Raw genomic sequence first — 11,396 nt, 5'->3', positions numbered from 1 at the left:
CTCGCAAACGAAATGCTTCGGCTCGTGTTTATTCTGCCCGGCTCGCACTCTATTGCACGGGTTCACAATGCTAACAAAGGTTTTATCATGAGTCGTTATAGCTTTATTACAATGAGAAAAGACATTGAGTGTCTCGGAGTCAGAAGTCATCAAAATCCTTTTTTATGGGAAGAAGATAGCAATCTCCATAAACAACTGATGGGTCGTTACCCTTATGGGGCACCCAAGAAAAACCATATCAACTGCCTGACGGAGTATTGCTGGCAGGCGTATCAAAAATCTGTCACTTCCGTTGGGGCTATGCGCATCGGGCGTCAGGCTGATGTATGGAAAGAGGAAATATTTAAACAGTATTTAATGGATAAGGGGAGAACTTATGGGCGCGGCAAGCAAAGGGTAATATTCTTGTTATCGATAAATGGTCTGGGGCGCTAAATGATGCTTGGTTGTTAGGTGGGATACACCGGTATGCAGATTTTCATCTGATGTCTTACTTGGCCCCTATAAATCTATGGAATTATGAAGCGGGTTATCATGTTGTCACCGCAAGAGAGATTTTGGGTCTTTTGCATTTCGGCTATGAAATGAGAAGAAACACGACAGGGATAATGTTCAAATGCCGGTCTTATCAACATGCAGACAATGCAAGTCTGCTTTCTTATGAAAGGTTAATGAAAGAAGCGCACAAGCGTGGTCCATCCTCTATTACTAAATTGCTCGCAGAACCTACTATCGGGTTATACCAGCAGATTCATGCCAGAAGTGTTTAAGGGGTAAGCAATTTCTCCGCGTAGCGGGCGAGGACATGGCCGAAGGGGCTTTGCGGGACTGAACACCTAACCACTAGCCGGTTAATCGTGACTAGGCTTGCGCATTGCTCGGCAACACCGCCAACCGCGCCAGCTTCAACGCCACCAGCAAGGCCACCACCAGCAGCGTGCCGATAAACAGGCCGATACCGTTCCAGCCGCCGTAGTGCCAGAACACCCCGCCGAGGGTCCCGGCGACGCTGGAGCCGACGTAGTAGCTGAACAGATAGAGCGACGAGGCCTGGCCCTTGGCTTTCAACGCGCGCCGGCCGATCCAGCTGCTGGCCACCGAGTGGGCGGCGAAGAAGCCGAAGGTGAACAGCAGGATACCGAGTACCACCACCGGCAGCGGGGTCACCAGGGTCAGGGCGATGCCCACCAGCATCGTCAGGATCATGCCCCAGAGCACCTTACGCCGGCCCAGCTTGTCGGCCAGGGCGCCGATCTGCGCCGAGCTGTAGATGCCCGACAGGTAGACGATGGACAGCAGGCCGACGAATGCCTGGCTCATGCCGTAGGGCTCGGCCAGCAGGCGGTAGCCGATGTAGTTGAACAGGGTGACGAAGCTGCCCATCAGCAGGAAGCCTTCCAGGAACAGCCACGGCAGGCCGGCGTCGCGAAAGTGCACGGTGAAGCCGTCGATCAGGTTGCGGCCATTGAATTGGCTGGCGCGGAAGTTGCGCGACGGCGGCAGGATCTTCCAGAACACCGTCGCCGCAATCAGCGCCAGAACACCGATCACCAGCATCGCCGTGTGCCAGCTGACGAAGTCGATCAGTACGCCGGTGATCAGGCGTCCGCTCATCCCGCCGATGGCGTTGCCGCCGATGTACAGACCCATCGCCAGACCGATGTGCTTGGGGTGAATTTCCTCGCTCAGGTAGGTCATGCCGACTGCCGCCAGGCCACTGAGGGAGAGCCCCACCAGCGCCCGCATCATCAGCACGCCCTGCCAGTTGGGCATCAACGCGCCAAGGATGGTGAACAGCGCCGCGCCGAACAACGCCACCACCATCACCGGCTTGCGCCCGAGGCTGTCGGAGATCGGTCCGGTGATCAGCAGGCCGATGGCGAGCAGGGCGGTGGACACCGAGAGGATCAGGCTGCTTTGGGCGGCGTTGATCCCGTACTCCTTCGACAGCACCGGCATCATCGGCTGTACGCAGTACAACAGGGCAAAGGTCGCAAAGCCGCCCGAGAACAGCGCCAGCACCGTGCGCATGAACGCCGGGGTGCCTTTTTCGATGTAGGTTTCGTTGAGTGGGGCGACAGCCGCGTCCGGTGCAGCAGGGGGCATTTCGTGGGCGAGGGGAGCGACAGCAGTTTTCACGGGGACCTCGGGAAGAGCAGCCGGTCAGGCAATGGAAAAAGCATATAGCTGGCTAACTATTACTTCCAATATATTGTTCGACCTGTTTGATAGGTTTTACGACTTGATGAGGTGTTGATGGAATTGCGGCATTTGCGCTACTTCATCGCGGTGGCCGAAGAACTGCATTTTGGCCGCGCGGCAGAGCTGTTGGGGATTTCCCAGCCGCCGTTGAGCCAGCAGATCCAGGCGCTGGAGCAGGAGCTGGGGGCACGCTTGTTCGAGCGGACCAATCGTCGGGTCGAGTTGAGCGAGGCGGGTCGCCTGTTCCTGGAAGAGGCGCGGCTGGTGTTGGCGCAGGTGGACAAGGCGGCGGACGTGGCGCGGCGGGCGCAGTTGGGGGAGCTGGGGGAACTGAAGATCGGTTTTACCTCGTCGGCGCCCTTCAATTCGACCATTCCCCAGGCGATCTTTGCCTTTCGCCAGGCGTTCCCGGCGGTGCACCTGAATCTGCGGGAAATGAGCAGCAAGAGTGTCGCCGATGGCTTGATGGATGAGTCCATCGAAGTGGGGTTGATGCGGCCTTTGTCGTTGCCGGAGGCCTTGAGTGTCGTGGAGTTGATGCGTGAGCCGCTGGTGGCGGTGCTCAGTGCCAAGCACCCGTTGGCGGCTGGCAGTGAGGCCGGGATACATCTGTCCGAGTTGGCGCTGGAGCCCTTTGTGTTTTTCCCGCGCAGTTACGGCAGCGGTTTGTATGCGCAGTTGCTGAGCTTGGCGCGGCAGGCCGGGTTCAGTCCGCACTTCGCCCAGGAAGCGGGGGAGGCGATGACCATCATCGGCTTGGTGGCGGCGGGGCTGGGGGTGTCGGTGTTGCCGGCGTCTTATCAGCGGATTCGGATCGAGGGGGTGGTCTATCGACCGTTGCTTGATCCGGATGCGGTATCGGCGGTGTGGTTGGTGCAACGCAAGGACCAGAAATCACCGATGGCCAAGGCGTTTATCGAGTTGCTGACGCGTAGGGCGGTGCCGCAGGTCTGACTCTTGAATCGGGCTCCAGCAAAGAATCTTTGCTTACAGTTTTGCGCTATCGGCATGTTGTTCGTGGATTGCATAGTTCGGTCGTTTTTCCAACACCGCTACGCGGGCGATGATCGTACGAGGGAGCAAAACGCATGGCTGGGCAATTCTCTGAATGGGACTCTGCGGACTATCTCAAGACCCCGCAGGACAGGGCGGATTATTTGAATGCCTGTCTGGAGGAGGCGGGTGAGAATTCTGCGTTCATGGCCAATGCGCTGGTCGTTCTGGCACGGGCGTGTGGCATGCCGGAGGTCGTGCAGGACGCGGGGTTGTTGCTATCGGAAGAGGGCGAGCTTGAGTTCTGGACCTTCTTGAAGGTCATACGGGCTTTGGGGTTCAAGCTTCAGGTTTCCACTTTCAAGGCAGTTTGAAGTCGGACACGGACTTGTGGCGAGCGGGCTTGCCCGCGCTGGGGCGCGAAGCGGCCCTAAAACCAGCGGACTCGGTACATCAGGCAGTCCGAGATAACCGGTTTTGCGACTGCTACGCAGCCGAGCGCGGGCAAGCCCGCTCGCCACATGGAGTGCAACCGTCTAGTGCAGCGGCAGCTTATCCAACGATTGATCCAGCTCGGCTTTCGCCATCTCCACCAGATGCATGGCCGAGAACGCGAGCGCCCGTTTGGAACCGCTGAGACCATCGCCCGACTCGTAGGCAGTCGCCGCCGCGCAGGTCAGCAGCTCGGAGACGTGAACCAGAGATTCTTCCAGGCTTCGACTGGGTTTGGCGTTGGGCTGCCGAAGAGTGTTCGGTGATGAAGGTGTTGGGCCGAGCAGATAGTGATCAAGGGCGCGCTGGATGGCGGCCTGGTCCTTGAACCGGTCGGCAGAAGGGAAGGCGTTGGGATCCTGGACGGGTGGGGCGGGGGTGGTTTTGCTCATGGTCAAGCTCCTGAACGAAAAATGGAGCTACCTAACATCACTTGCAGATGATGGGTGGCAGCTGTACACGGGCCTGCAAGACCGGAACGTCAGGCACACCGGCTGACCCGAAGGTCACCCGCGCACAGCCACCATAAATCGCAGCTACTAAAAAAGCGCCGTGCGGGGGTGAGGCGCTTTCGCGCCTAACATTCATCGAGCTTGCAGACTCGGTCGCTGTGTTTGGCAGCGACAAATCTCAGGCTAGCGGCGTGATGAGCAACCCGCAAGGCGTTTGGATTTTCTAGGAAATGTCCCGCAAGGGAAAGAGAAAGGTCTGCCAATGGCCGATAAAAAAGCGGGAGAGTTTTGCACTGATCCCGAGTTCGTTCTTACGGTAAGGGAGGTGGTGGCGGCTGTACGCAGGTGTGCAAGACCGAGGATATAGGACTCGGCAGACCCGAAGGTCTCCCACGCACAGCAACCATAGCAATCCAGCGTCGAACACGAGTCTACTGAGCGACGCGAAAATTGTGGGAGCCGGCTTGCTGGCGATGGCACCCTCAAGAGCGCCACAGAATGCAACCGAACACGCAGACCCGTGGATCGCCAACGATAGCGATGGTGAATGTCACATCGCAATCGCCGGCAAGCCAGCTCCCACAGGGATCGCGTTCAGATCAACTGGCGGATTTCAGCTTGCTGAAGCTTCGCCAGATCACCCTTCAACACGGTTACTGGGAAATCGGTTGCGATTCTCCAACCCCAATGGCACGCGCCGTAGGTTGCTCATGATGGGCGCGTAGCTCGGCCAGGATGTCCTGGTCCAGAAAGGTTACCCAGCGGATGTAGTTCCTGTGGATCTTGCCGTCCCGGTAATCCATGCCCCTGCTGTCGCGGTAGGCGATGGTGTAGCCATTGGCGCTGTAGTTGATGTCGATCTCGACGTGGAGTTTCTCACGCACGGTGATCTCGGCCTGGACCTGGGTCGGATTCACGCGCTGCACGCTCCATTCGCGCTTGGCCAGGGCGGTGATAATCGCCTGTTTCACCTCCTCCTGGCTGGCCTGGACTTGCGGCGCGAGGGTGCGGGTCGGGGTGACGATGGGTTTGCTGGTACAGCCCGCCGCCATCAACAGGGTCAGGGCGACAAGTGCAGCACGAAGCAGGGAAGACATTCCGTTTTCTCCAGAGGGTTTCAAGAAGTCAGCGCCAGCGCCGGAACACCAGCGAGGTGTTCACGCCGCCAAAGGCAAAGTTGTTGTTCATCACATACTCGTGGCTCATCTGCCGGAACTCGCCGCGCAGGTAGTCCAGCTCGCCGCAGTGCGGGTCGATCTGGTCGAGGTTCAGGGTATGGACGTAGCTGTCACGGTTCATCATCTCGATGCTGAACCAGGATTCCAGCGCACCGCAGGCACCCAGGGTGTGACCGAAGAAGCTCTTCTGCGAACTGATGGGCATGCGGCTGCCGAACAGGCTGTTGGTGGCCAGGGTCTCGGCAATATCACCCTGTTCGGTGGCGGTGCCATGACCGTTCACGTAGCCGATGGCGTCTGGCGTCAGGCCGGCATCTTCCAGGGCCAGCTCCATGGCTCGACGCATGGTGCCCTGCTCCGGCCGGGTGACGTGCTGACCGTCGGCGTTGCTGCCGAAACCGACGATTTCCGCGTGGATATGCGCACCGCGGGCCAGGGCATGCTCCAGCTCTTCGAGCACCAGCATGCCTGCGCCTTCACCGATCACCAGGCCGTCACGGCCGCTGTCGTAGGGCCGCGGGCTGCTCTGCGGCGCATCGTTTTTCAGGCTGGTGGCGTAGAGCGCGTCGAACACCATGGCTTCGGTGGGACACAGCTCCTCGGCACCGCCGGCCAGCATCAGCGGCAGGCGCCCGAACTTGATCGCCTCGTAGGCATAGCCGATGCCCTGGCTGCCGCTGGTGCAGGCGCTGGAGGTGGGGATCAGGCGCCCGGTCAGGCCGAAGAAGATGCTGATATTCGCCGCCGTGGTGTGCGGCATCATGCGCACGTAGGAGTTGGCGTTGAGCCCCTCGGCCACGGAGTGGATCAGCATCATGCCGAAGGCCCTGATCTCGTCGGTGCTGCCGGTGGACGAGCCGCAGGCCACGCCCATGCGCCCGTCGCGGATGATGGGGTTGCCCAGCAGGCCGGCGTCGGCCAGGGCCATTTCCGCCGCGCCGACGGCGAAGCGCGAGACCCGCCCCATGCTGCGCAGTTGCTTGCGGGTCCAGTGCGACGGCACCGTATAATCATCGATAGGCCCGGCCAGGCGGGTGTTCAGCTCGCTGAAGCGCTCCCACTCGGGCATGTAGCGGATGCCGCTGCGGTTGGCCCGGAAGTTGGCCTCGATGCGGGTCCAGTCGCTGCCCAGGGCGGTGATGCCGGCCATGCCGGTGACGACGACACGCTTCATCAGCACAAGCCTCCATTGACCGCCAGCACCTGCCGGGTGATGTAGGCCGCTTCCGCGGACATCAGGAAGTTCACCGCGCCGGCGACTTCTTCCGGGGTGCCCATGCGTTGCGCCGGGATCATTTTCAGCAGTTCTTCCACCGGCACGTTCTCATCGAGCATGGCGGTGTCGATCAGGCCCGGGGCGACGCAGTTGACGGTGATCTTGCGTTTGCCCAGCTCGATGGCCAGGGCCTTGGCGGCGCCGATCAGGCCGGCCTTCGAGGCGCTGTAGTTGACCTGCCCGCGGTTGCCGATCAGCCCGGATACCGAGGTGATGCAGACGATGCGCCCGGGAGCGCGGCGGCGGATCATCGGCATCATCACCGGGTGCAGGACGTTGTAGAAGCCGTCGAGGTTGGTGCGCAGGACCTGGTCCCAGTCGTCTTCGGAGAGGGCCGGAAACGCGCCGTCACGGGTCAGGCCGGCATTCAGCACCACGCCGTAGTAGGCCCCATGGGCTTCGACGTCGGCCTCAAGGCTGGTGCGACAGGCTTCACGGTCGGACACATCGAATTGCAGCACCCGGGCCTGGCGGCCCAGTGCCTGGACTTCGGCCTGCACGGCCTCGGCTTCGGCGCGGCCGCTGCGGCAATGCAGCACCAGGTCAAAACCGGCCCGGGCCAGGCGCAGGGCGATTGCACGGCCGATACCTCGGCTGGAGCCGGTGACCAGGATGGATTCAGTCATGAGGACTCCTGTGATTCGGATAGATAAGCGGCGGCCTGGGGCGGACGGAACACGTTCAGGCGCGCGGTGGCATGGATGTCGGGACCGGTCAGGTGGCATTCGAACACGCCCATGCCGTTGTCGTCTTCCAGCGTGCGCAGGGCATGGATGGTCAGTTCGCTGCCGGCGGGAAAGTGTTCCACGTTGCAGTCGAACTTGCGCGTGCCGAGCAGGAAACCCAGCTCCACCGGCCGGCCTTCGTCACGGGCGTGGCAACCGGCATAGGCGGCAACGCTCTGGGCCATCAGTTCGATACCGACCCAGGCCGGCAGGCTGCCGTCCTCGCGGTTGAACAGGCCGTCCGGGCGCACGGTGAGGCGAGTGTGGATCTGTTCTTCATCGAAGGACAGGACCTGGTCGATCAGGATCATGTCCCCGGCATGGGGCAGCAGTTCGGCGAGCGGCCAATCGATCATGGGGCGTCTCCGATAATCAGGCTGACGTTGTTGCCGCCGAAGGCAAAGGAGTTGCTCATCAGGCGGCGCAGTGGTTGGGTGGCGAGGCGGTCGCCCGGCTTGACCCAGTTCAGGGGCGCCAGCGCGGGATCGGCCTGGCCGTCCCAGATGTGCGGCGGCAGGAGGCCGGACGGGTTGTCGGCACTCAGGCTCAACCAGCAGAACGCCGCTTCCAGGGCGCCGGCGGCACCCAGGGTGTGGCCGGTCATGGGCTTGGTCGAGGAGCACGGCAGGCCCGCCGGGAACAGGCTGGACACGGCCAGGCTCTCCATGGCGTCGTTGTGCTGGGTCGCGGTGCCGTGCAGGTTCAGGTAGCCGATGTGCTCCGGTTGCAGGCCAGCCTGCTTCAGGGCCTTGTCCATGGCTTGCACGGCGCCCCGGCCCGTCGGGTCTGGGGCGGAAATATGGTGGGCGTCGCTACTGGCGCCGGCGCCGAGCAGCGCAATGGCAGGGCCGTCGTCGGCCCGCCGGGTCATCAGGAACAGTACCGCCGCTTCGCCGATATTGATGCCGTTGCGGTTCACCGAAAACGGGTTGCAGCGCTGCGCCGACACCGCTTCCAGCGCGCTGAAGCCCCTGAGCGTCAGTGCGCAAAGGCTGTCGACGCCGCCGCACAGCACCGCGTCGCACAGGCCCTGGTCGAGCAGGCGCCGGGCACTCATCAGGGCCCGGGCACTGGAGGTGCAGGCGGTGGAGATCGCGTAGGCCGGGCCGCGCAGCTGCAACCAGTCGGCAAGGAAGTTCGCCGGGTCGCTCAGCTCCTGCTGCTGGTAGTCATAGCCCTCGGGGAAGTGCTGGTCGCGCAGGTAGCTGGCGATACCACGACTGGCTTCGTCGATGCCCGAGGTGCTGGTGCCCAGGACGATGCCGATGCGTTCGCGGCCATAGGTGTCGATGGCACGCTGGATCGGCTCGGCGATTTGCCGCGTGGCCTGCATCAGCAGTTGATTGTTGCGGCTGGCATGGGCGCCCAGTTCGGCGGGAATCGCCGGCAGTTTGCCGCGCACGGCGGCCACCGGCAGGCTGCGTTCCAGTACCCAGCCGCTTTCCGGGCGCATGCCCGAGCAGTCGCCGGCAAACAGCTTGCGCGCCACGTTCTGCTTGTCGCGGCCCAGGGCGCAGATCACGCCGAGGGCGTTCAGGTAGGCGGTCATGGGGCGGTCTCGCTCAACGGACTGATCCGGTACTGCAGGCTGTCCGGCAGGCTCAGGGTGAACTCCAGCGCCCGGCGATAGCTGACTTGCCAGCGGTCGCCGAGGACACGCTGCTGCGGCTGCTGGCGGGCGGTCGGGTAGCTGGCGGGCAACTCGCCCGGCGGCGTCAGGGCAAAGAGTAACGCAGCGAACAGCTCGCGTGCTTGCGGATTGGGCGGCAACAGGCCGTCGGCCTGCCAGTCGCCGTCCAGCAGGCGCTGGCGGGCCAGGGGAATGCCCAACGGGTCCATCAGCGACCAGCGCAGGCCGTTCGCCTCGCGCTGGATCACCAGCAGCCAGTCCTGGCGCTGCCCGGCCTGTTCGCGCTCGATGTGCAATTGCAGCGGCAGGGCCAGGGTCGGCGCCTGTACGGGCAGTGGTGCCCGGCTGGCGCAGGCGCTCAGCAGCAGGACGCAACCCAGTAACAGGGCACGGATCATTGGGCGGGCCCGCCGAGCGGTTTGCGGGCGACCAGGTTGACCAGGGTTTCCTCACGCTGGCCCACCGGCGGCGGGTTCTTCAGGCGCAGGCGTTCCAGCAGCCCGAAGTCCTTGGCCCGGCTCCACCACAGGTAAGGGTAGGAGACGTTCCGCGGGGTGAATTCGAAACCCTGGTCGCGGATCATCTCCAGGTACTGCGCCGCGCTTTTCTGCACATGCATCGGGTGGCGGAACAGCCAGCGAATCACCCAGGTGTCGATATAGGCTTCGGTGGACTCGGCGAACAGCAGGTAGCCGCCCGGCTTGAGCACCCGATAGAACTCGGCCAGGGCGCGGTCCTGCTGCACCAGGTGGTGGAAGGTCTGGTGGCAGAACAGGATATCGACGCTTTGCGAGGGCACCTCGAGGGTCGCGCAGTCACTGCCGATCAGTTCGACTTCCAGGCCGCGGCGTTGCGCCTCTTCGCCGCTGAGTTGCAGGCTGTGGGGATCGGCGTCGAGGCCGATCAATCGTGCCGGAGCGAAGACCTGTTGCAGATACTGGAAGGACTTGCCCTGGCCGCAGCCGACGTCGAGCAGCACCGGGTTGGCCGGCGGGGCTTCGCTGAACAGGCCGCGCAGATCGTTGATCGCCACCCGCAGCACGTGGTACTGCCAGGTGTGGCTGCGCAGGAACCAGAAACCGAAACGGGTTTCCTCGACGTAGGTGTCGCTCAGGTAGGTATTGCTCATCTCGGGGTGCTCGCGCAGATTTCAGACAGCATCCGCAGACGGCGCCGGGGTTCACTGACAAAGGGGTTACGCTCGTCCCAGGCATAGCCGGCGAGTATCGCACTGATCATGGCGCGGATTGCCGGCGAGCTGCCGGGATGGAAGATTACATCCTGGAAGGTCCCGGCGTACCAGCCTTCGACGTAGCAACGGAAGGTATCGACACCGCGCTTGAGCGGTTCGGCGAACTGGCGCTGCCAGTCGACGCTTTCGCCTTGCAGTTGGCGGTGCAACAGGCCGGCGGCCATGCTCGCCGAACGCATGGCGATGGTCACGCCGGAGGAGAACACCGGGTCGAGGAACTCCGCGGCGTTGCCCAGCAGGGCGAAGCTCGGTCCGTGCAGGGTCTTCACGTTGGCCGAGTAGCCGCCGATGCTCCGCGCCGGGGTGTCCCACACGGCGTTTTCCATCACGGCCTGCAGGCTCGGGGTCTCGGCGACGAAGCCCTTGAGGCAGGCATCCAGGTCCTCGGTGCGGCCGGCGAAGTGTTCGGCGGCGGCCACCACGCCGATGGAGCAACGCCCGTTGCTGAACGGGATGGTCCAGAACCAGATATCGCGCTTTTGCGGGTGGGTGGTGATCAGGATCTTTTCCCGATCGAAACCGGGATGTTCGATCCGGTCTTCGACGTGGGTGAACACTGCCTGGCGCAGCGGGAAATTCGACGGTGCTTCCAGGTCGAGCAGGCGCGGCAGTACCCGGCCGTATCCGCTGGCATCGAGGACGAAGCGTGCTTCGATCACATACTCGCTGCCGTCTTCGCGACGGGCCTGGAGCTGCGGTTGCGGGCGCTCGAAATCAACGCTGACGATCTCTTCGCCATAGCGGATTTCCACGCCCTGCAGGGCCGCCTGGTCCGCCAGCAGCTTGTCGAAATCGGCACGCTGGACCTGGAAAGTGGTCGGCTTGCCGTTGCTGAAGGTCTTGCCGAAATCGAAGGCGCTGTAGTGTTCGCCCCAGGCGAAGGCCGCCCCGTTCTTCAGCTGGAAACCGGCGGCGTTGACGGCCTCGAGCATGCCGGCCTCTTCGACGAAGTCCAGGCAGTGCGACAGCAGGCTTTCACCGATGGAAAAGCGCGGGAAGTGCTGGCGCTCGACGATCAGCACGTCGTGGCCATTGCGCTTGAGCAAGGCGGCGGCGATGGCGCCGGAAGGGCCCGCACCGATCACCACGACTTCGCGACGTTCCATTTCAATCATTGGCACACGGGCTCCTTGCGGGGTCGACGGTCTTCAATGGGATGGGCTGGGGATCACCCTGGCCGGCAGTCGTGACCGGGT

Annotated in this window: 13 protein-coding genes; 3 read left to right on the top strand and 10 right to left on the bottom strand. The window is 62.7% G+C overall.

Annotated elements, in window-relative coordinates:
• Window positions 1–87: 87 nt before the first annotated feature.
• Window positions 88–435, top strand: a complete 348-nt coding sequence (locus NUH87_RS15120) for a hypothetical protein (RefSeq protein ID WP_338526678.1) — start codon at window positions 88–90, stop codon at window positions 433–435.
• Window positions 436–861: 426 nt separating this feature from the next.
• Here NUH87_RS15120 and NUH87_RS15115 read toward each other — a convergent pair whose 3' ends face one another.
• Window positions 862–2,106, bottom strand: a complete 1,245-nt coding sequence (locus NUH87_RS15115) for an MFS transporter (protein WP_422393943.1) — start codon at window positions 2,104–2,106, stop codon at window positions 862–864.
• A 150-nt stretch (window positions 2,107–2,256) separates the two neighbouring features.
• On the opposite strand from NUH87_RS15115, the gene NUH87_RS15110 reads away from it, so the two are divergent.
• Together NUH87_RS15110 and NUH87_RS15105 are read left to right on the top strand one after the other, a co-directional pair.
• Complete coding sequence (locus NUH87_RS15110; protein WP_338526675.1) at window positions 2,257–3,156, top strand: LysR family transcriptional regulator; 900 nt, start codon at window positions 2,257–2,259, stop codon at window positions 3,154–3,156.
• A 134-nt stretch (window positions 3,157–3,290) separates the two neighbouring features.
• Complete coding sequence (locus NUH87_RS15105; RefSeq protein WP_338526674.1) at window positions 3,291–3,569, top strand: addiction module antidote protein; 279 nt, start codon at window positions 3,291–3,293, stop codon at window positions 3,567–3,569.
• A gap of 162 nt (window positions 3,570–3,731) precedes the next feature.
• On the opposite strand, the gene NUH87_RS15100 is transcribed toward NUH87_RS15105, so the two are convergent.
• The 9 genes from NUH87_RS15100 to NUH87_RS15060 form a co-directional block, all read right to left on the bottom strand.
• Window positions 3,732–4,079: a DUF6124 family protein gene (locus tag NUH87_RS15100; protein ID WP_338526673.1), complete on the bottom strand. Its 348-nt coding sequence runs from the start codon at window positions 4,077–4,079 to the stop codon at window positions 3,732–3,734.
• Between the two features lie 713 nt (window positions 4,080–4,792).
• Complete coding sequence (locus NUH87_RS15095; protein WP_338526672.1) at window positions 4,793–5,236, bottom strand: hypothetical protein; 444 nt, start codon at window positions 5,234–5,236, stop codon at window positions 4,793–4,795.
• 28 nt (window positions 5,237–5,264) lie between these two features.
• A complete protein-coding gene (locus NUH87_RS15090; protein ID WP_338526671.1) occupies window positions 5,265–6,491 on the bottom strand; it encodes a beta-ketoacyl-ACP synthase in 1,227 nt (408 codons plus the stop codon).
• Window positions 6,491–7,219, bottom strand: a complete 729-nt coding sequence (gene fabG, locus NUH87_RS15085; RefSeq protein ID WP_338526670.1) for a 3-oxoacyl-ACP reductase FabG — start codon at window positions 7,217–7,219, stop codon at window positions 6,491–6,493. Before fabG ends, NUH87_RS15090 begins: the two co-directional genes overlap by 1 nt.
• Window positions 7,216–7,674, bottom strand: coding sequence for a hotdog family protein (locus NUH87_RS15080; RefSeq protein WP_338526669.1), 459 nt, complete (start codon window positions 7,672–7,674; stop codon window positions 7,216–7,218). The genes fabG and NUH87_RS15080 overlap by 4 nt, the downstream gene beginning before the upstream one ends.
• The gene (locus NUH87_RS15075; protein ID WP_338526668.1) at window positions 7,671–8,867 is read right to left on the bottom strand and encodes a beta-ketoacyl-[acyl-carrier-protein] synthase family protein; all 1,197 of its coding nucleotides are present in this window, start codon (window positions 8,865–8,867) and stop codon (window positions 7,671–7,673) included. The genes NUH87_RS15080 and NUH87_RS15075 overlap by 4 nt, the downstream gene beginning before the upstream one ends.
• Window positions 8,864–9,346 carry a hypothetical protein gene (locus NUH87_RS15070; protein WP_338526666.1) on the bottom strand — a complete coding sequence of 161 codons (483 nt, stop codon included), beginning with the start codon at window positions 9,344–9,346 and terminating at the stop codon, window positions 8,864–8,866. Before NUH87_RS15070 ends, NUH87_RS15075 begins: the two co-directional genes overlap by 4 nt.
• Window positions 9,343–10,077, bottom strand: a complete 735-nt coding sequence (locus tag NUH87_RS15065; RefSeq protein WP_338526664.1) for a class I SAM-dependent methyltransferase — start codon at window positions 10,075–10,077, stop codon at window positions 9,343–9,345. Before NUH87_RS15065 ends, NUH87_RS15070 begins: the two co-directional genes overlap by 4 nt.
• Window positions 10,074–11,315 (bottom strand): NAD(P)/FAD-dependent oxidoreductase, encoded by a 1,242-nt coding sequence (locus NUH87_RS15060; RefSeq protein WP_338526824.1) that lies wholly within the window; start codon window positions 11,313–11,315, stop codon window positions 10,074–10,076. Before NUH87_RS15060 ends, NUH87_RS15065 begins: the two co-directional genes overlap by 4 nt.
• Window positions 11,316–11,396: the final 81 nt, after the last annotated feature.

The sequence above is a fragment of the Pseudomonas batumici genome (genome assembly GCF_036585405.1).
Taxonomy (GTDB): Bacteria; Pseudomonadota; Gammaproteobacteria; order Pseudomonadales; family Pseudomonadaceae; genus Aquipseudomonas; species Aquipseudomonas batumici.
Note: the sequence above shows the minus strand (reverse complement) of the source record. Positions and strands in the feature narration are given on the sequence as shown.